The sequence below is a fragment of the Stenotrophomonas sp. PvP093 genome, from assembly GCF_017876915.1.
Taxonomy (GTDB): domain Bacteria; phylum Pseudomonadota; class Gammaproteobacteria; order Xanthomonadales; family Xanthomonadaceae; genus Stenotrophomonas; species Stenotrophomonas muris.
This window is the reverse complement of the sequence record NZ_JAGIOX010000004.1, coordinates 3823111-3840568: the sequence shown is the minus strand read 5'-3', so window position 1 is coordinate 3840568 and position 17458 is coordinate 3823111. Positions and strand designations below refer to the sequence as shown.

The 17458-nt window shown below is 65.1% G+C and carries 22 protein-coding genes; 20 read left to right on the top strand and 2 right to left on the bottom strand.

Annotated features, from left to right (window positions below; translation table 11 throughout):
• The first annotated feature begins 6 nt into the window (after positions 1–6).
• From rpsQ to J3A72_RS20555, 18 genes are all read left to right on the top strand, one after another.
• Positions 7–276 (top strand): 30S ribosomal protein S17, encoded by a 270-nt coding sequence (gene rpsQ / locus J3A72_RS20640; RefSeq protein ID WP_004154489.1) that lies wholly within the window; start codon positions 7–9, stop codon positions 274–276.
• A gap of 12 nt (positions 277–288) precedes the next feature.
• A complete protein-coding gene (rplN, locus tag J3A72_RS20635) occupies positions 289–657 on the top strand; it encodes a 50S ribosomal protein L14 (protein WP_010483978.1) in 369 nt (122 codons plus the stop codon).
• 16 nt (positions 658–673) lie between these two features.
• Positions 674–991, top strand: a complete 318-nt coding sequence (rplX, locus tag J3A72_RS20630) for a 50S ribosomal protein L24 (protein ID WP_004154490.1) — start codon at positions 674–676, stop codon at positions 989–991.
• 11 nt (positions 992–1002) lie between these two features.
• Positions 1003–1545 (top strand): 50S ribosomal protein L5, encoded by a 543-nt coding sequence (rplE, locus tag J3A72_RS20625; RefSeq protein ID WP_005415416.1) that lies wholly within the window; start codon positions 1003–1005, stop codon positions 1543–1545.
• Positions 1546–1563: 18 nt separating this feature from the next.
• Positions 1564–1869, top strand: a complete 306-nt coding sequence (gene rpsN / locus J3A72_RS20620) for a 30S ribosomal protein S14 (protein WP_005408209.1) — start codon at positions 1564–1566, stop codon at positions 1867–1869.
• A 257-nt stretch (positions 1870–2126) separates the two neighbouring features.
• Positions 2127–2525 (top strand): 30S ribosomal protein S8, encoded by a 399-nt coding sequence (rpsH, locus tag J3A72_RS20615; RefSeq protein ID WP_005408210.1) that lies wholly within the window; start codon positions 2127–2129, stop codon positions 2523–2525.
• An 18-nt stretch (positions 2526–2543) separates the two neighbouring features.
• Positions 2544–3068: a 50S ribosomal protein L6 gene (gene rplF, locus J3A72_RS20610; protein ID WP_014646052.1), complete on the top strand. Its 525-nt coding sequence runs from the start codon at positions 2544–2546 to the stop codon at positions 3066–3068.
• 80 nt (positions 3069–3148) lie between these two features.
• Positions 3149–3508 (top strand): 50S ribosomal protein L18, encoded by a 360-nt coding sequence (gene rplR / locus J3A72_RS20605; protein WP_169411773.1) that lies wholly within the window; start codon positions 3149–3151, stop codon positions 3506–3508.
• A 161-nt stretch (positions 3509–3669) separates the two neighbouring features.
• On the top strand, positions 3670–4212 hold the full coding sequence (gene rpsE, locus J3A72_RS20600; RefSeq protein ID WP_005408213.1) for a 30S ribosomal protein S5: 543 nt from the start codon (positions 3670–3672) through the stop codon (positions 4210–4212).
• Positions 4205–4396 carry a 50S ribosomal protein L30 gene (gene rpmD / locus J3A72_RS20595; RefSeq protein ID WP_005408214.1) on the top strand — a complete coding sequence of 64 codons (192 nt, stop codon included), beginning with the start codon at positions 4205–4207 and terminating at the stop codon, positions 4394–4396. Before rpsE ends, rpmD begins: the two co-directional genes overlap by 8 nt.
• A gap of 6 nt (positions 4397–4402) precedes the next feature.
• Positions 4403–4846 carry a 50S ribosomal protein L15 gene (gene rplO, locus J3A72_RS20590; protein ID WP_004154498.1) on the top strand — a complete coding sequence of 148 codons (444 nt, stop codon included), beginning with the start codon at positions 4403–4405 and terminating at the stop codon, positions 4844–4846.
• 7 nt (positions 4847–4853) lie between these two features.
• Positions 4854–6221: a preprotein translocase subunit SecY gene (gene secY, locus J3A72_RS20585; protein ID WP_005415420.1), complete on the top strand. Its 1368-nt coding sequence runs from the start codon at positions 4854–4856 to the stop codon at positions 6219–6221.
• A gap of 347 nt (positions 6222–6568) precedes the next feature.
• Positions 6569–6925 carry a 30S ribosomal protein S13 gene (gene rpsM, locus J3A72_RS20580; protein WP_004154500.1) on the top strand — a complete coding sequence of 119 codons (357 nt, stop codon included), beginning with the start codon at positions 6569–6571 and terminating at the stop codon, positions 6923–6925.
• 11 nt (positions 6926–6936) lie between these two features.
• Positions 6937–7326 (top strand): 30S ribosomal protein S11, encoded by a 390-nt coding sequence (rpsK, locus tag J3A72_RS20575; protein WP_004145443.1) that lies wholly within the window; start codon positions 6937–6939, stop codon positions 7324–7326.
• Between the two features lie 15 nt (positions 7327–7341).
• The gene (gene rpsD, locus J3A72_RS20570; RefSeq protein ID WP_004145446.1) at positions 7342–7971 is read left to right on the top strand and encodes a 30S ribosomal protein S4; all 630 of its coding nucleotides are present in this window, start codon (positions 7342–7344) and stop codon (positions 7969–7971) included.
• Between the two features lie 55 nt (positions 7972–8026).
• The gene (gene rpoA, locus J3A72_RS20565) at positions 8027–9025 is read left to right on the top strand and encodes a DNA-directed RNA polymerase subunit alpha (protein ID WP_005408216.1); all 999 of its coding nucleotides are present in this window, start codon (positions 8027–8029) and stop codon (positions 9023–9025) included.
• A gap of 190 nt (positions 9026–9215) precedes the next feature.
• Complete coding sequence (gene rplQ, locus J3A72_RS20560; RefSeq protein WP_005408217.1) at positions 9216–9599, top strand: 50S ribosomal protein L17; 384 nt, start codon at positions 9216–9218, stop codon at positions 9597–9599.
• Between the two features lie 242 nt (positions 9600–9841).
• Positions 9842–10348 carry a disulfide bond formation protein B gene (locus J3A72_RS20555; protein WP_005415421.1) on the top strand — a complete coding sequence of 169 codons (507 nt, stop codon included), beginning with the start codon at positions 9842–9844 and terminating at the stop codon, positions 10346–10348.
• Positions 10349–10452: 104 nt separating this feature from the next.
• Here the strand turns inward: J3A72_RS20555 and J3A72_RS20550 are convergent, their stop codons facing one another.
• Positions 10453–12576: a TonB-dependent receptor gene (locus tag J3A72_RS20550; protein ID WP_075076720.1), complete on the bottom strand. Its 2124-nt coding sequence runs from the start codon at positions 12574–12576 to the stop codon at positions 10453–10455.
• A 216-nt stretch (positions 12577–12792) separates the two neighbouring features.
• Here J3A72_RS20550 and J3A72_RS20545 point away from each other — a divergent pair, with 216 nt between their 5' ends.
• Together J3A72_RS20545 and J3A72_RS20540 are read left to right on the top strand one after the other, a co-directional pair.
• A complete protein-coding gene (locus tag J3A72_RS20545; RefSeq protein ID WP_014646058.1) occupies positions 12793–14184 on the top strand; it encodes a 3-deoxy-7-phosphoheptulonate synthase class II in 1392 nt (463 codons plus the stop codon).
• A 366-nt stretch (positions 14185–14550) separates the two neighbouring features.
• On the top strand, positions 14551–15738 hold the full coding sequence (locus J3A72_RS20540) for a mechanosensitive ion channel family protein (RefSeq protein ID WP_219634425.1): 1188 nt from the start codon (positions 14551–14553) through the stop codon (positions 15736–15738).
• Between the two features lie 83 nt (positions 15739–15821).
• On the opposite strand, the gene J3A72_RS20535 is transcribed toward J3A72_RS20540, so the two are convergent.
• Entirely contained in the window at positions 15822–17444 is a 1623-nt protein-coding gene (locus J3A72_RS20535) for an amidase (RefSeq protein ID WP_075076719.1), read from the bottom strand.
• Positions 17445–17458: the final 14 nt, after the last annotated feature.

Below are 17458 nucleotides of genomic sequence, written 5' to 3'. Positions count from 1 at the left end.
GCCGCTATGAGCGACAATACTGAAAAGAAGACGCTGCGCACGGTCGAAGGCCGTGTCGTCAGCAACAAGATGGACAAGACGGTTACCGTCCTGGTTGAGCGTCAGGTCAAGCACGCGCTGTACGGCAAGTACATCAAGCGCTCGACCAAGCTGCACGCCCACGATGCCGACAACGCCTGCAAGGAAGGCGATGTCGTCCGCGTGACCGAGATTGCTCCGATGTCCAAGACCAAGAACTGGCGCGTGGTGGAAGTCATCACGCGTGCGGCTGAATAAGGAGTCTGAATCATGATCCAGATGCAGAGCTACCTTGACGTCGCGGACAATTCGGGTGCCAAGCAGGTGATGTGCTTCAAGGTGCTGGGTGGTTCCAAGCGCCGTTACGCCGGCATCGGCGACATCATCAAGGTCACCGTGAAGGATGCGATTCCGCGCGGCAAGGTCAAGAAGGGTGAAGTGTATGACGCCGTCGTGGTGCGTACCCGCAAGGGTGTGCGTCGCGCCGACGGTTCGCTGATCCGCTTCGACGGCAACGCTGCCGTCCTGCTGAACAACAAGCAGGAGCCGATCGGTACCCGTATCTTCGGGCCGGTGACCCGTGAACTTCGTTCGGAGAAGTTCATGAAGATCGTCTCGCTCGCTCCCGAAGTGCTGTGAGCGACAGGAGATAATCATGGCTAACCGTATCAAGAAGGGCGACCAGGTTGTCGTCAACGCTGGCAAGGACAAGGGCAAGCAGGGCGAAGTCGTCCGCGTCGACGGCGACCGTGTGGTCGTCGCCAACGTGAACATCGTCAAGCGCCACACCAAGCCGAACCCGCAGGCAGGTGTTGCCGGCGGCGTGGTCGAGCGCGAAGCTTCGATCCATATCTCCAACGTGAACGTGCTGAACCCGGCTTCGGGCAAGGGCGAACGCGTTGGCTTCAAGGTGCTGGAGGATGGACGCAAACTGCGTGTGTTCCGCTCCAGCGGTGAGGCGCTCGACGCCTGAGGAATGTGAAGATGACTTCCCGTCTCGAAAAGATCTACAAGGAAGAAGTGGTGCCGGCGCTGATGAAGCAGTTCGGCTACACCAATCCGATGGAAGTACCGAAGCTCGTCAAGGTCACCCTGAACATGGGTGTCGGCGAGGCTGCCACCAACAAGAAGATCCTGGAAAACGCCGTCGCGGACATGACCAAGATTTCCGGCCAGAAGCCGGTTGTCACCAAGTCGCGTATCTCGGTTGCGTCGTTCAAGATCCGTGATGGTTGGCCGATCGGCTGCAAGACCACGCTGCGTCGCCACAAGATGTACGAGTTCCTGGACCGCCTGATCAACATCTCGCTGCCGCGCGTGCGCGACTTCCGTGGTGTTTCCGGTCGTTCCTTCGACGGCCGCGGCAACTTCAACATGGGTGTGAAGGAACAGATCATCTTCCCGGAAATCGACTTCGACGCCGTCGACGCGATCCGCGGTATGGATATCGCCATCACCACCACTGCGAAGACCGACGCGGAAGCGAAGGCGCTGCTGGCAGCGTTCAAGTTCCCGTTCCGTAACTGATCTGTCGAGGAAACCGAAATGGCAAAGACCTCCATGGTCAACCGCGACATCAAGCGGGAAAAGCTGGCCAAGAAGTACGCTGAGAAGCGTGCGGCTCTGAAGAAGATCGTGTCCTCCGTGGACGCGACCTACGAAGAGAAGATCGACGCCGCAACCAAGCTGGCCAAGCTGCCGCGCGATTCGTCGCCGAGCCGTCAGCGCAACCGTTGCGAGCTGTCGGGTCGTCCGCGTGGCGTGTACAGCAAGTTCGGCCTCGGCCGCAACAAGCTGCGCGAAGCCACCATGCGTGGCGACGTCCCGGGCCTGCGCAAGGCCAGCTGGTAATCCCAGCCGGCCCTGCGATCAGCAGCCCCTGCGGGGGCCGCTGAACCGGGGAGGGGGGCGTTCAGCTTCCTTTCTGCGAAAAAACCCGAAGAGCCCGACGCAAGTCGGGCTCTTTTGGCGTATACTCCCGCGTCTTGCCCTGTGCAGACGGGGTTGTAGGAGTGGGCCCCGGCCCGCTGCATCAAGGGACCTGGCCCGTTTCCAGGAGACAACAGATTTTCGCGAAAGCGGATATCGGTGCACTCAAAGGTACTCATATGAGCATGACTGATCCCATCGCCGACCTGCTGGTCCGCATCAAGAATGCGGCCGCAGTTGGCAAGCAGACGGTGAAAGCCCCGTCGTCCAAGATCAAGGTTGCGATCGCCCAGGTCCTGAAGGACGAGGGTTACATCACCGACCTGCGCGTGACCCAGCTGGAAAACAACAAGTCCGAGCTGGAAATCGTGCTGAAGTATTTCGAAGGCAAGCCGGTCATCGCGACCCTGAAGCGCTTCTCGCGTTCGGGCCTGCGCCAGTACCGCGGCAAGAGCGAGCTGCCGAAGGTCATGAACGGCCTGGGTATCTCCATCATTTCCACCTCCAAGGGCATCATGACTGATGCGCAGGCGCGCCAGCTGGGCGTCGGCGGCGAAGTCCTGTGCTTCGTGGCCTAAGGCGAAAGGAGTAGAACTATGTCCCGCGTAGCCAAGAAGCCGATCACCCTGGGTAAGGTTGAACTGAACGTCCAGTCGGACAGCGTCACCGCCAAGGGCCCGAAGGGCACCCTGTCGCTGGCCAAGCCGGCCGGCATTGCCATCAACGTCGACAATGGCGTTGCCACCCTGAGCACCGAGAACGCCGAGCTGGTCGCACTGACCGGCACCGTGCGTGCGATCCTGTCCAACATGGTCAAGGGCGTGTCCGAAGGCTTCGAGCGCAAGCTGGAGCTGGTTGGCGTGGGTTACCGCGCTGCCATGCAGGGCAAGGACCTGAGCCTGTCGCTGGGCTTCTCGCACCCGGTCGTGTTCGTGGCGCCGGAAGGCATCACCATCACCACCCCGACCCAGACCGAGATCCTGGTCCAGGGCGCTGACAAGCAGGTCGTCGGTGAAGTCGCCGCCAAGATCCGCGCGTTCCGCAAGCCGGAGCCGTACAAGGGCAAGGGCGTGAAGTACTCCGACGAAGTCATCATCCGTAAGGAAGCCAAGAAGGCGTAAGTGCGAGTCCCTCGCAAGAGCCCGCACATCCATGTGCGGACTCCTCAGGGAGAAGCCCATCCTTCAGCTTTCAAGGAATAATCAAAATGAACAAGAACATCGCCCGCCTGCGTCGCGCCAAGTCGACCCGCGCCCACATCCGTGAGCTCGGCGTCGCCCGCCTGTCGGTGCTGCGCACCGGCCAGCACCTGTACGCCCAGGTCTTCACCGCTGACGGTTCGAAGGTGCTGGCTGCCGCCAACACCACCCAGACCGACGTCAAGGAAGGCCTGAAGAACGGCAAGAACGCCGATGCCGCTGCCAAGGTTGGCCGCATCGTCGCCGAGCGCGCCAAGGCCGCCGGCGTCGAGAAGGTTGCCTTCGATCGTTCGGGCTACCGCTACCACGGCCGCATCAAGGCCCTGGCAGAAGCGGCCCGCGAAGCCGGCCTGCAGTTCTAAGGGACAAGGGCAGGGGGCCGATGGCCTCCTGCCTGCCTGCTCGCCAGCCTGAGCGAGGCTGGACGGCGCCGCTCTTCTGCAGTGGCCCACCGGAACAACGCGTCACTCCACAACCATAAGCGGCCTCGAGCCGTACATACCCAAACAACCAAGGAATCAACATGGCAGAAGAGCGTCAGCAGCGGGGTCGCGATCGCGACCGTAACCGCGAAGAGAAGATCGACGACGGCATGATCGAAAAGCTGGTCGCGGTCAACCGCGTCAGCAAGACCGTCAAGGGTGGCCGCCAGTTCACCTTCACCGCCCTGACCGTTGTCGGCGACGGCGAAGGCAAGGTCGGTTTCGGTTATGGCAAGGCCCGCGAAGTGCCGGTCGCCATCCAGAAGTCGATGGAACAGGCCCGCAAGAACCTGGTCAGCGTTGACCTGAACAACGGCACCCTGTGGCACACCATCAAGGATGGTCACGGCGCAGCCCGCGTGTTCATGCAGCCGGCTTCGGAAGGTACCGGCGTGATCGCCGGCGGTGCCATGCGCGCCGTGCTGGAAGCCGTTGGCGTGAAGAACGTGCTGGCCAAGGCCACCGGTTCGCGTAACCCGATCAACCTGGTGCGTGCCACCGTGAAGGGCCTGTCTGCTGCGCAGTCGCCGGCTCGCATCGCGGCCAAGCGCGGCAAGAAGGTGGAGGAACTCAACCATGGCTAATGAGTCCAACAAGACTGTGAAGGTCCGCCTGGTGCGTGGCCTGCGTGGTACCCAGTCGCGTCACCGCCTGTCGGTGCGTGCCCTGGGCCTGAACAAGCTCAACGATGTGCGTGAACTGAAGGACAGCCCGCAGGTACGCGGCCTGATCAACAAGGTTCAGTACCTCGTCCAGGTTGAGGAGTAATCGACCATGACTCTGCGTCTCAATGAACTGAGCCCGGCACCGGGCGCCCGCACCGAGCGCACCCGCGTCGGCCGCGGTATCGGCTCGGGCCTGGGCAAGACTGCCGGCCGCGGCCACAAGGGTTCGTTCGCCCGTAAGGGTGGCGGCAAGATCAAGGCTGGCTTCGAAGGCGGCCAGACCCCCATGCAGCGTCGTCTGCCGAAGATCGGCTTCCGTTCGCCGATCGCCAAGGACACCGCTGAAGTGCTGCTGTACGCGCTGGACAAGCTGCCGGCCGGTGAGATCGATTTCGCCGCCCTGCGTGCTGCCAAGCTGGTCCCGAGCACCGCAAAGAAGGCCAAGGTCGTCGTCAAGGGCGAAGTGACCAAGGCGTTCACCCTGAAGGGTATTGCTGCCACGGCGGGTGCCAAGGCTGCAATCGAAGCTGCCGGCGGCAGCGTAACGGAGTAAGAAAATCATGGCGCAAGCTGGCATCGGTAACCTCGCGGGCGGAATGGGCAAGTTCACTGAACTTCGCCAACGTTTGCTGTTCGTCGTCGGGGCTTTGATCGTCTATCGCATCGGCTGCTACGTGCCGGTGCCGGGCGTCAATCCCGATGCCATGCTTGCCATGATGCAACAGCAGGGCGGCGGCATCGTGGACATGTTCAACATGTTCTCGGGCGGCGCCCTGCACCGTTTCAGCATCTTCGCGCTGAACGTGATGCCGTACATCTCGGCATCGATCGTGATGCAGCTGGCCGTGCACATCTTCCCCGCCCTGAAGGCGATGCAGAAGGAAGGTGAGTCCGGCCGCCGCAAGATCACCCAGTATTCGCGCATCGGCGCCGTGCTGCTGGCAGTGGTGCAGGGCGGCTCGATCGCGCTGGCCCTGCAGGGCCAGGTCTCGCCGTCGGGCGCTCCGGTCGTGTATGCGCCGGGCATGGGCTTCGTGCTCACTGCCGTGGTCGCACTGACCGCCGGCACCATGTTCCTGATGTGGGTCGGTGAGCAGGTCACCGAGCGCGGCATCGGCAACGGCGTGTCGCTTATCATCTTCGCCGGTATCGTGGCGGGCCTGCCGGGTGCGGTCATCCACACCTTCGACGCCTACCGCGACGGCAACATCCAGTTCATCCAGCTGCTGCTGATCGCCATCGTCGTGCTCGCCTTCACCTTCTTCGTGGTGTTCGTCGAGCGTGGCCAGCGCCGGATCACGGTCAATTACGCGCGCCGCCAGGGTGGTCGCAACGCGTACATGAACCAGACCTCGTTCCTGCCGCTGAAGCTCAACATGGCCGGCGTCATCCCGGCGATCTTCGCCTCGAGCCTGCTGGCCTTCCCGGCCACCCTGGCCATGTGGTCCGGCCAGGCCGCCAACCAGAGCAGCTTCGGCCAGGTCCTGCAGAAGGTCGCCAACGCCCTGGGCCCGGGCGAGCCGCTGCACATGATCGTGTTCGCTGCGCTGATCACCGGTTTCGCGTTCTTCTATACCGCGCTGGTGTTCAACTCGCAGGAAACCGCCGACAACCTGAAGAAGTCCGGTGCGCTGATTCCGGGCATCCGTCCGGGCAAGGCGACCGCCGACTACATCGACGGCGTGCTGACCCGCCTGACCGCGGCCGGCTCGGCGTACCTGGTGATCGTCTGCCTGCTGCCGGAACTGATGCGCACGCAGCTGAACGCCTCGTTCTACTTCGGTGGTACTTCGCTGCTGATCGTGGTGGTGGTGGTGATGGACTTCATCGCCCAGGTGCAGGCGCACCTGATGTCCCACCAGTACGAGAGCCTGCTGAAGAAGGCCAACCTGAAGGGTGGCAACCGCGGCGGTTTTGCCCGCGGCTGATAGGCCTGTTATACTTTCGTCTTCCTGACGTGATGGTCCCTCCGCTTCGCGGACTCCGGCCACACAAACGAAGGGCGGCCCCCGCAGCGGTTCCGGGTGGGGGTGTGATGAGGTGGTCCCGCGCTGGAGTAGCGCGGGCGGCCCCGGGGGAAACCCCAGGTCCAACCCCATCCGGCGCCGGAGCCTGGGCACACTCCCCAGGCCGGGTTCATGAAACCAATGGTTTCACGGGCTTCCATGTAAACCGGAACCTTGTTAGTATCGCTAGTTCACTTTTTTGATCCATCCTGCCGGATTGGCGTGCCCGAGGCGCGCTGTCGGCCATCACTCAGCTGGAGAACCGCGTCATGGCGCGTATTGCAGGCGTCAACCTGCCAGCCCAGAAGCATGTCTGGGTCGGGTTGCAAAGCATTTACGGCATCGGCCGTACCCGTTCGAAGAAGGTCTGCGAAGTCGCAGGCGTTGCTTCGACCACCAAGATCCGCGATCTGTCGGAGCCGGAAATCGAGCGCCTGCGCGCCGAAGTCGGCAAGTACATCGTGGAAGGCGATCTGCGCCGTGAAATCGGTATCGCGATCAAGCGCCTGATGGACCTGGGCTGCTACCGCGGCCTGCGTCACCGTCGTGGCCTCCCGCTGCGTGGCCAGCGCACCCGTACCAACGCCCGCACCCGCAAGGGTCCGCGCAAGGCGATCAAGAAGTAAGGGACTGAGAAATGGCTAAGCCCGCTGCTAAGACCAAGAAGAAGATCAAGCGCGTCGTCACCGACGGCGTTGCCCACGTCCACGCTTCGTTCAACAACACCATCGTCACCATCACCGACCGCCAGGGCAATGCTCTGTCGTGGGCGACCTCCGGTGGCGCTGGCTTCCGCGGTTCGCGCAAGTCGACCCCGTTCGCTGCCCAGGTGGCTGCTGAAAAGGCCGGTCGTGCTGCGCTGGACTACGGCGTGAAGTCGCTGGAAGTCCGCATCAAGGGCCCGGGTCCGGGCCGTGAGTCGGCCGTGCGTTCGTTGAACAACGTCGGCTACAAGATCACCAACATCATCGACGTGACGCCTATCCCGCACAACGGGTGCCGTCCGCCGAAGAAGCGTCGCGTCTAAAGGGAGCGATAAGAAATGGCTCGTTATATCGGTCCTACCTGTAAGCTCGCCCGCCGCGAAGGCGCCGACCTGTCCCTGAAGAGCCCGGCGCGTGCGCTGGACTCGAAGTGCAAGCTGGAGCAGAAGCCCGGCCAGCACGGCGCCACTGCCCGCAAGGGCAAGCTGTCCGACTACGCCACCCAGCTGCGTGAAAAGCAGAAGGTCAAGCGTATCTACGGCCTGCTGGAGCGTCAGTTCCGCAACTACTACAAGAAGGCCTCGACCAAGAAGGGCAACACCGGCGAGAACCTGCTGCAGCTGCTGGAAACCCGCCTGGACAACGTCGTCTACCGCATGGGCTTCGCCGTGACCCGTCCGGCTGCCCGTCAGCTGGTGTCGCACCGCGGCGTCACCGTGAATGGCAAGTCGGTCAACCTGGCTTCGTACCAGGTCAAGGCTGGCGACGCCATCGCCCTGTCTGAAAAGGCTGCCAAGCAGCTGCGCGTCCAGGAAGCCCTGACCGTCGCCGCCCAGCATGACCTGAGCCCGTCGTGGGTTGAAGTGGATTCCGGGAAGTTCACCGGCATCTTCAAGGCTGTTCCGGATCGTTCGGATCTGCCTGCGGACATCAACGAAGCGCTGATCGTCGAGCTGTATTCGAAGTAATTCACATTGGAGAGCCCCCGGCGACGGCCGGGGGTTCACTAGGAGAACCCGCAACATGACGGTTACCGCCAACCAGGTTCTGCGTCCTCGCGGTCCGCAGATCGAACGCCTTACCGACACCCGTGCAAAGGTCGTTATCGAACCTTTGGAGCGGGGTTACGGGCATACGCTGGGTAATGCCCTGCGTCGCGTGCTGCTGTCGTCCATCCCGGGCTTCGCCATCACGGAAGTCGAAATCGACGGCGTGTTGCATGAGTACACCACGGTCGAAGGTCTGCAGGAGGACGTGCTCGAAGTCCTGCTGAACCTGAAGGACGTGGCCATCCGTATGCACTCCGGCGACAGCGCCACCCTGTCCCTGTCCAAGCAGGGCCCGGGCGTTGTCACCGCTGCCGACATCAAGGTCGACCACAATGTGGAGATCCTGAACGGCGACCATGTGATCTGCCACCTGACCAAGGATACGGCGATCAACATGCGTCTGAAGATCGAACGTGGTTTCGGCTACCAGCCGGCTGCCGCGCGTCGTCGTCCGGACGAAGAAACCCGTGCCATCGGCCGCCTGGTCCTGGATGCCTCGTTCTCGCCGGTCCGCCGTGTCGCCTACGCCGTGGAAGCGGCGCGTGTCGAACAGCGTACCGACCTGGACAAGCTGGTCATCGATATCGAGACCAACGGCACCATCGATGCCGAGGAAGCCGTGCGCACCGCCGCCGACATCCTCAGCGACCAGCTGTCGGTGTTCGGTGACTTCACCCACCGCGACCGCGGTGCGGCCAAGCCGGCCAACAACGGCGTGGATCCGGTGCTGCTGCGCCCGATCGACGATCTGGAGCTGACCGTGCGTTCGGCCAACTGCCTGAAGGCTGAAAGCATCTACTACATCGGCGATCTGATCCAGAAGACCGAAGTGGAGCTGCTGAAGACCCCGAACCTGGGCAAGAAGTCGCTCACCGAAATCAAGGAAGTGCTGGCTCAGCGCGGCCTGTCCCTCGGCATGAAGCTGGAGAACTGGCCGCCGGCCGGCGTCGCCAGCCACGGCATGCTGGGCTGATATCGGTAATGCCTGGAGGCTCCACCGCTTGCGGTGGAGCCTTCAACGCAACACACCATGCCACGACGAACCACAGGTTCGCGGGCAGGTCGTCCAGGACGGGCGGCCAGGACCAACCGCAGTCCGCGCAGTAACGCCAGGATGGCGACAACGATCCACACAGCCGCATCATTAACCAAGGAATATCACCATGCGTCACCAGAAGTCTGGCCGTAAGTTCAGCCGCACCAGCGCCCACCGCGAAGCGATGTTCAAGAACATGGCCGCCTCGCTGTTCAAGCACGAGCTGATCAAGACCACCCTGCCGAAGGCCAAGGAACTGCGCCGCGTTGCCGAGCCGCTGATCACCCTGGCCAAGGTCGACTCGGTCGCCAACCGCCGTCTGGCCTTCGCCCGCCTGCGCGACAACGAAGCCGTGGGCAACCTGTTCACGATCCTGGGCCCGCGCTACGCGAACCGTCCGGGCGGCTACCTGCGCCTGCTGAAGTGCGGTTTCCGCGCCGGCGACAATGCACCGATGGCCTACGTCGAGCTGGTTGACCGTCCGGTCGTGGCCGAGGAAGTGGCCGAGTAATCGGACCGCTCCAACGCGACACAGCGAAAGCCCGGCGCCTGCCGGGCTTTTGCGTTTCCAGGGGTCGGATCCCTTTCCGCAGGAAAGGGCTCTGACCCCGAGCGGGCAGCACCGCAGGTCAGATCCCTTTGCATTCGCAAAGGGATCTGACCCGCACCGTTCCGACAGGCGTCACCTGTGGCGGTTCGAATGGGGCGCGCTCTCGGTTACGCTTGGCGCCTTGATCCATTCGAGCGTTGACGATGAATCCACTGCGCTGGCCCTTCCGCGCCCAGTTCTTCCTGGGCTTCCTGATCTGCGCGGGCCTGCTCGGCTACGCGATCTTCCTGCAGCTGAAGATGGGCCTGGAGCCGTGCCCGCTGTGCATCTTCCAGCGCCTGGCTTTTGCCGCGCTGGGCTTGTTGTTCCTGATCGGTGCGCTGCACGGGCCGTCCAACCGTCCCGGCCGCGCCACCTACGGCGTGCTCGCCTTCATCGCGGCGGCCGTCGGCGTGGGCATCGCTGCGCGCCACGTCTACGTGCAGATGCTGCCGCCGGAGATGGGCGCGACCTGTGGCCCGCCGCTGAGCTTCCTGCGCGAGACCATGGGGCCGCTGGAAGTGTTCCGCACGGTGCTGACCGGTACCGGCAACTGCGGCAACATCGACTGGACGTTCCTGGGCCTGACCATGCCGATGTGGTCGGGCGTGTGGTTCGTGCTGCTGGCGCTGTGGGCACTGGTGGTGTCGCTGCGCAAGGTCAAGCGCTGAAGCAGGATGGGGTCGGATCCCTTTGCATCGCAAAGGGCTCTGACTCCATTCCCGGTGCGGGGTCAGAGCCCTTTCCTGCGGAAAGGGATCCGACCCCTGTCTCGTCAGAAGTCCTGCTGCAGGCTCAGGTAGGCGCCGCGGCGCGGTCCCCATTGCGGGGCGAACACGCCGACACCGCCGCCATCGCGCAGCTGGTAGCTGCGATCCAATGCGTTGATCACGGCCAGCTGCACGTGCAGCGGATGGCCGCTGTCGGCATTGAAATCATGCCCGGCGCTGAGGTTCACCTGCAGGTAGGACGGCAGCTCGCCGCCGTTGGGCACGCCCTCGATATCCGAACGCAGGCCGCTGCCGAACACGTAGTTGGCACCGACCCGGTTGTGCCCGGCGAAGGCGTAGCTGAAGCCCCCCGACGACGTCAGCTTCTGGTCGTGGTCCAGGTGGATCCAGTGGTCGGCCACATAGGCCAGCGCGTCCGGATCGAGGTTGTACTGGCTGGTGATGACCTGGGTGCCGATGGCCTTGTTGTACGCCGCGTTGAAGTAAGCGCTGAACGGACCGTTGCTGTAGTCGGCACTGAACTCCAGCCCACGGATATGGCCGCGGCGGTAGTTGAACGTCGAGTAGATGTAGGCGGCGCCGAACTGGCCTTCGTCCTGCAGGCGCGCGACGCGGCGGTCGTACGCGTCCAGGCCCAGGGTCAGGTGTTCACCCAGCTGCTGCGAGACGCCGATGTCGTAATAGTCGCTGCGTTCGGCCAGCGGAATGTTGTTGCCGCCGCTCGGCTGCTGGTTGGTGGTGCCGTCGTACAGGGCGATATCGCTGCTGGCGATCAGCTCACTGGCCGGTGGCGTGAAGTAACGCGAATAGCCGGCATGCACGGTGGTGCTGTCGCTGGCATTCCAGACCGCGCCCACGCGGGGGCTGAGCTGGCCCTCGGTACGGCCGAAGGCCTTGTAGCGATCACCACGCAGGCCGTAGTTCACTGTCCAGTCGTCGCCGATCTTCCACTCATCCTGCACGTACACCGCCAGCGTGCTGGCGTGGAAGGCGCTGCGGTCTGGAATCAGCAGTGGCGTGGTGCTGGATTGCTGGCCGGCGCCATCGACCGGGAACACCCAGCTGTTGTTGCTGGCGCGCGCATTCTCGTAGTTGCCGTACAGGCCGTAGCGCAGCGTGTGGTCGTTGCCCAGCGGGGTGGAGAAGTCGGCCTGCAGCGTGTTGGCGCGGTTGCTGCGCTGGACCTGGGAGGCGACGCCACTGAATACCAGATCGCCGATGACATCCGGGTTGAACGCCACGTCGCTGTAGCGCTGCCCGGCGGACAACTGGTAGGCGGTGCCGCCCAGCGTGCCCTGCAGCACCAGCATGCCGAAGCGGGTGGTCTCGCGCTGGGTTTCATCCAGCTGGCTGGAGTCGAAGGTGGTCGTGTCCAGGTAACCGAACTGCGGGGTCTGCCCGGGATTGACCGGGATCTGGAAGCGATTGTTGGCAAAGCCGGCGAACACGCTCAGGCGGGTGTTCTCGTTGACCAGGTAGGTCAGGTCGGCGAAGGCTTTGCCCTGGTGCGTGTCGTCGTGCAGCGGCTTGCGCGAGCGGGTCGGGTTCTCCAGGCCGACCTCGTTCTGGTCGTAGTTGCCGGTCAGGAACCAGCTCCAGCGTCCTTGATTGCCCCACCAAGAGGCATTCGGATTGATCTTGCCGAACGAGCCTGCGGTCAGACCGGCGCTGCCGCCATTGCCGAGCTCGGCGCCGCTGCGGGTGGTGATGTCGACCACCGCAGCGGTGCGCTCGCCGAACTGCGCCGGCAGCGCCCCGTCCATCAGGCGGATGCTCTTGATGGTGCGGGCATCCAGGGTCTGGCCGAAGCCGGAGATCGATTCGGGCAGCAGTACGCCGTTGATGCGGTACTGCAGGTTCGCGTGGTCGCCGCGCACGTGCACGCCACCGTAGGAATCCTGGACCACGCCCGGAGCCTGCAGCAGCACCTGGCTGAGCGGCGCGGAGGCACCCAGCGGCTGCTTCTGGATGTCCTCGGCGGTGATCTGGTACTGGCTGCTGCCGATGTCCGGCGACAGCGCATTGCGGGCCTGATCGAGCTGGGCGCTGACAGTGACCGTGTCGAGGTCCTTCACGGGAGCGGCGGCATCGGCGGCCATAGCGAGGGTGGGCAGACTGGCCAGGGTCAGGGCGAAGGTAATGCCGGTAGCGAGCAGGGAGGGCTTCATGGCAGATAGGCTGTGGAAGGGGCCGACGGGGACGGAGTGTTACTTCGTAACAGTGCGTGGCGAATCATGCGCCTGTCCGGGCGGCCGTGGCCGTGCGGTTTCTGGCCGATCGCGATGCCCTTTCCCCGGCGTTCAGTCATGTGCAGGGCGTGCCCAGCCCTTTGCGCCAGCGGCTGGCTCTGCGACCATGACCGCCCCCCTCCCCGGAAGTCTGCAATGAGCCTGTCCGCCGTTCCGCCCGTCCTCGATCCTGCCGCGACCGCCGCTGGCGCTGCCTGGTCGCCGGAGAGCTGGCGCGGCAAGACCGCGCTGCAGATGCCGACCTACCCGGACCCGGTGGCGCTGGACGCCGCCCTGCACGAACTGAAGCGGCTACCGCCGCTGGTCACTTCGTGGGAGATCCTGGCGCTGAAGCAACAGTTGGCCGAGGCCCAGGAAGGCAAGCGTTTCCTGCTGCAGGGCGGCGACTGCGCCGAGAACTTCAGCGACTGCGAATCGGGCACGATTTCCAACCGGTTGAAAGTGCTGCTGCAGATGAGCCTGGTGCTGGTGCATGGCCTTCGCCAGCCGGTGATCCGCGTCGGGCGCTTTGCCGGCCAGTACGCCAAGCCGCGTTCGGCCGATACCGAGACCCGCGACGGCGTGACCCTGCCCAGCTACCGCGGCGATGTGATCAATGCGCCGGCGTTCACCGAGGCGGCGCGCCTGCCGGATCCGAAGCGGATGCTGCAGGCGCATGCGCATTCGGCGATGACCATGAACTTCGTGCGTGCGCTGATCGATGGCGGCTTCGCCGACCTGCATCATCCGGAGTACTGGAACCTGGAGTGGGTGCGGCATTCGCCGCTGGCCGCCGAGTACCAGAAGATGGTGGCGTCGATCGGCGATGCAGTGCACTTCATGGAAACCCTGGCCGGGGCCCGCGTGCACAACCTCAACCGCATCGACTTCTACACCTCGCATGAAGCGCTGCTGCTGCCCTACGAGCAGGCGCTGACCCGGCAGGTGCCGCGCCAGCAGGGCTGGTTGAACCTGAGCACGCATTACCCGTGGATCGGCATGCGCACCGCCGCGCTTGACGGCGCGCACGTGGAATACCTGCGTGGCGTGCGCAATCCGATTGCGATCAAGGTCGGCCCGTCGGTGACGCCGGACCAGCTGCTGCGCCTGATCGATGTGCTCAACCCGCATGACGAGCCAGGGCGACTGAGCTTCATCCACCGCATGGGGGCAGCGCAGATTGCCGATAAGCTGCCGCCGCTGCTGGATGCGGTCAAGCGCGATGGCCGTCGCGTGCTGTGGGTGTGTGACGCGATGCATGGCAATACCGAGAGCACCGCCAATGGCTTCAAGACGCGCCGCTTCGACAACGTGCGTGGCGAAGTGGAGATGTCGTTCGATCTGCATGCGGCCGCAGGCACGCGACTGGGCGGTGTGCACCTGGAACTGACGGGCGAAGACGTGACCGAATGCACCGGTGGCGCGCGCGAACTGACCGAGCGCGACCTGGAACGCGCGTATCGTTCGACCGTGGATCCGCGGTTGAACTACGAGCAGTCGCTGGAGATCGCGATGGCGATCGTGCGCAAGCAGGAGCAGGTGCGGTAAGGGCGTTGCGGCAGGGCTTGCAGCCCTGCACCTGCTGACGCAACGGCAACGGCAACGGCAACGGCAACGGCCTAAGCAACGGCAACAGCATGCATTCCGTGGGATGGCGGGGCGATGTGGGCGGGCAGGACACGCCGTGAACCCCCCTCCGGGGTCCGGCCCAGCCGCCAGCGGCTGGGCCGGACCCCGGAGGGGGGTTCACGGCGTCTCCCGCAACCGGACCGACCCCGCCATCCCTCGGAATGCACGCTGTTTGTGTTGCTGTTGAGGTTGCCGGCCAGCGGCCGGCACTACCGCAGGTGCAGGGCTGCAAGCCCTGCCGACCAACACGCTGCTTACGAACGACTGACGTGGCGCTCATGCGCCATGCGCGAGTCTGTCCACTTGGCTGTTCGAGTGGAGGTGGCAACGGTGCACTGGCAAAGCGCACAGGCATACGCATGGCCGTTGGGATTGGCCGTAGTGGTGGGCGGCATCGGCGCGTGGCTGATCCTGTGGATCTACCATCGGCTGAAGGGGCGCGATCGTCGGCGCGCGCGTATCGGGCGTGTGCTCGGGCTGCCGATGGCCACCGCATGGCCGCTGCTGCTGTTGATCCCTGCATTGCAGGCCACGCCGCTGCAGGATCCCGTTCTGGGCAACCTGCAACGGGTGCTGCATATCGCGCTGACCGCGTGCTTCATCTGGCTGCTGGTGCGGGCGGTGGCGGCGGGCGAACGTGCCATCCTGCGCAGCCATCCCATCGATGTCTCCGACAACCTGGAGGCGCGCCGCATCCAGACCCAGACGCGGGTGCTCAGCCGCGTGCTGATGGGCGGCATCATCGTGCTGGGCGCGTCGCTGGTGCTGCTGACCTTCCCCATGGTGCAGAAGATCGGCACCGCGCTGCTGGCCTCGGCGGGCCTGATCGGCCTGGTGGCCGGTATCGCCGCAAAGCCCGTGTTCGGCAATCTGATCGCCGGCCTGCAGATCGCAGTGACGCAGCCGATCCGGCTGGATGATGTGGTGATCGTCGAAGGCGAGTGGGGGCGCATCGAGGAGATCGGCAGCAGCTATGTGGTGGTGCGCATCTGGGATGAGCGGCGAATGGTGGTGCCGCTGACCTGGTTCATCGAGAACCCCTTCCAGAACTGGACGCGGCGCAGCGCCGACCTGCTCGGCACCGCGTTCCTGTGGCTGGACTATCGTGCCCCGGTGGCAGCGATCCGTGCCGAGCTGGAACGCATCTGCCGCGGTGAAGCGCTGTGGGATGGCCGGGTCTGCGTGACCCAGGTGACCGAGACCAGCGAGCGCGCGATCCAGGTGCGCCTGCTGGTCAGTGCGCGCAGCTCCGGTGATGCCTTCGATCTGCGCTGCCTGGTGCGCGAACGCATGCTCGATTTCCTCGCGCGCGAGCATCCACAGTCGCTGCCGCAGGTGCGTGCGCGGCTGCAGCATGCAGACGAACTGGACATGCCGCGCGGTCCACGTGCGCGCACTGCGGATGTGCGTTCGCCGGGGGCTGAAGACGGTGAGGCGGCGATCGTGCCGGTGGAGCTGGAGCCCGAGCGGTAGCGCCGGCCGCTGGCCGGCGAGCTCGGTTCTGCCGGCCAGCGGCCGGCACTACCGCAAGCAGGATTTCGCGGCGTTACCGGAGCTCACGGCTCGCCGGCGTCGATCAGGGTGTCGGTGTCGAAGTGCGGCGGGCGTCGCGCGCGGGTGCGCTGTTCGTAGGCGTAGGCCATTTCGATCAGCTTCGGTTCGCTCCAGGCGGTGCCCATGAACAGCAGGCCGACCGGCAGGCCATTGATCTGGCCCATCGGCACGCTGAGGCTGGGATAGCCGGCGACGGCGGCGGCGCTGTAGCTCTCGCCAGGGAAGTCGTCGCCTTCGCTGCGGATCGGCCACGCCACACCGGTGGTCGGCGCCACCAGGGCATCGAGCTGGTGGGCGGCGAGGGCGGCGTCGATGCCTTCCGCGCCGGCCAGCCGGCGCGCATCGCTGCGTGCACGGATATAGGCGGGGTCGGCCAGGCCGGCGGTAGCGTCGGCCGCCACCAGCAGTTCCTGGCCGAACAGGCCCAGCTCCTGCTTGCTGTGCGCCTGGTTGAAGGCGATCAGGTCGGCCAGGCTGCGTAGTGGCGCGCGATGGGTGCTGAAGTAGCGCTCCAGCCCGGCCTTGAATTCGTACAGCAGCACCGTGCGTTCCGCCTCGGCCCAGGCGCCCTGGTTGGGCAGCTCCACCGGCACCACGAAGGCACCCGCCCGGCGCAGCTCGGTGGCCGCCTGTTCGATCAGCGGCGGCATGCCGCGGTATTTCAGCAGCGGTGTCTGCAGCAGGCCGATGCGCTTGCCACGCAGGCCCTGCGGGTCCAGGCGCGCGGTGTAGTCGTACACCGCGCGGCCAGGCATGGTCGCCGTGGCCGGGTCGGCATCGTCGCGGCCGGCGACAGCGGTCAGCACGGCTGCAGCGTCGGCGACGCTGCGGGTCATCGGTCCTGCGGTGTCCTGGCTGAAGGAAATCGGGATGATGCCCTCGCGGCTGACCAGGCCGACGGTCGGCTTGAGGCCGACGATGCCATTGACCGCCGCAGGGCAGACGATGCTGCCGTCGGTTTCGGTGCCGATCGCCACGCTGGCCAGGTTGGCGGCGACCGCCACCGCGCTGCCGCTGCTGGAGCCGCAGGGCGAGTGGCTGAGGCGATAGGGATTGCGGGTCTGGCCGCCGCGCGCGCTCCAGCCGGACACCGAATCGTTGCCGCGGAAATTGGCCCACTCGCTGAGATTGGTCTTGCCCAGCACCACCGCGCCGGCGTCGCGCAGCCGGCGCACCAGGTAGGCGTCGTCCGGGCGGAACCCCTGCAGGGCCAGCGAGCCGGCGCTGGTGGCCATCGGGGCGGCGTTGATGTTGTCCTTCAGCAGTACCGGAATGCCGTGCAGCGGGCCGCGCAGGCGTCCATCACGGCGCTCGCGGTCGCGCGCAGCGGCTTCCTTCAGTGCATCCGGGTTGAGCTCGATCACCGCGCGCAGGCGCGGCCCGGTGCGGTCCAGGGTGGCGATGCGCTGCAGGTAGGCCTGGGTCAGGGTGGTGCTGTCCAGCTCACCGGCGCTCATCCGCGCCTGCAGGTCGGTGACATCGGTTTCGGCGTACGGGAACGGCACGTTGCGGCTCGCGGGTTCGGCCGCATGCGCGCTGGACGCGGCCGGGCTGCAGCCAGCCGAAAGCAGCGCAGGCAGCGCGGCAAGCAGGCAGGTCAGCAGAGGCGGCAAGGACGGGCGCATGGGGCGGCTTGGTC

What these genes read in the sequence shown, in the direction of transcription:
- rpsQ (WP_004154489.1), top strand. Translation starts at nt 7, where the DNA reads ATGAGCGACAATACTGAAAAGAAGACGCTGCGCACGGTCGAAGGCCGT.
- rplN (WP_010483978.1), top strand. Translation starts at nt 289, where the DNA reads ATGATCCAGATGCAGAGCTACCTTGACGTCGCGGACAATTCGGGTGCC.
- rplX (WP_004154490.1), top strand. Translation starts at nt 674, where the DNA reads ATGGCTAACCGTATCAAGAAGGGCGACCAGGTTGTCGTCAACGCTGGC.
- rplE (WP_005415416.1), top strand. Translation starts at nt 1,003, where the DNA reads ATGACTTCCCGTCTCGAAAAGATCTACAAGGAAGAAGTGGTGCCGGCG.
- rpsN (WP_005408209.1), top strand. Translation starts at nt 1,564, where the DNA reads ATGGCAAAGACCTCCATGGTCAACCGCGACATCAAGCGGGAAAAGCTG.
- rpsH (WP_005408210.1), top strand. Translation starts at nt 2,127, where the DNA reads ATGAGCATGACTGATCCCATCGCCGACCTGCTGGTCCGCATCAAGAAT.
- rplF (WP_014646052.1), top strand. Translation starts at nt 2,544, where the DNA reads ATGTCCCGCGTAGCCAAGAAGCCGATCACCCTGGGTAAGGTTGAACTG.
- rpsE (WP_005408213.1), top strand. Translation starts at nt 3,670, where the DNA reads ATGGCAGAAGAGCGTCAGCAGCGGGGTCGCGATCGCGACCGTAACCGC.
- rpmD (WP_005408214.1), top strand. Translation starts at nt 4,205, where the DNA reads ATGGCTAATGAGTCCAACAAGACTGTGAAGGTCCGCCTGGTGCGTGGC.
- rplO (WP_004154498.1), top strand. Translation starts at nt 4,403, where the DNA reads ATGACTCTGCGTCTCAATGAACTGAGCCCGGCACCGGGCGCCCGCACC.
- secY (WP_005415420.1), top strand. Translation starts at nt 4,854, where the DNA reads ATGGCGCAAGCTGGCATCGGTAACCTCGCGGGCGGAATGGGCAAGTTC.
- rpsM (WP_004154500.1), top strand. Translation starts at nt 6,569, where the DNA reads ATGGCGCGTATTGCAGGCGTCAACCTGCCAGCCCAGAAGCATGTCTGG.
- rpsK (WP_004145443.1), top strand. Translation starts at nt 6,937, where the DNA reads ATGGCTAAGCCCGCTGCTAAGACCAAGAAGAAGATCAAGCGCGTCGTC.
- rpsD (WP_004145446.1), top strand. Translation starts at nt 7,342, where the DNA reads ATGGCTCGTTATATCGGTCCTACCTGTAAGCTCGCCCGCCGCGAAGGC.
- rpoA (WP_005408216.1), top strand. Translation starts at nt 8,027, where the DNA reads ATGACGGTTACCGCCAACCAGGTTCTGCGTCCTCGCGGTCCGCAGATC.
- rplQ (WP_005408217.1), top strand. Translation starts at nt 9,216, where the DNA reads ATGCGTCACCAGAAGTCTGGCCGTAAGTTCAGCCGCACCAGCGCCCAC.
- J3A72_RS20555 (WP_005415421.1), top strand. Translation starts at nt 9,842, where the DNA reads ATGAATCCACTGCGCTGGCCCTTCCGCGCCCAGTTCTTCCTGGGCTTC.
- J3A72_RS20550 (WP_075076720.1), bottom strand. Translation starts at nt 12,576, where the DNA reads ATGAAGCCCTCCCTGCTCGCTACCGGCATTACCTTCGCCCTGACCCTG.
- J3A72_RS20545 (WP_014646058.1), top strand. Translation starts at nt 12,793, where the DNA reads ATGAGCCTGTCCGCCGTTCCGCCCGTCCTCGATCCTGCCGCGACCGCC.
- J3A72_RS20540 (WP_219634425.1), top strand. Translation starts at nt 14,551, where the DNA reads ATGCGCGAGTCTGTCCACTTGGCTGTTCGAGTGGAGGTGGCAACGGTG.
- J3A72_RS20535 (WP_075076719.1), bottom strand. Translation starts at nt 17,444, where the DNA reads ATGCGCCCGTCCTTGCCGCCTCTGCTGACCTGCCTGCTTGCCGCGCTG.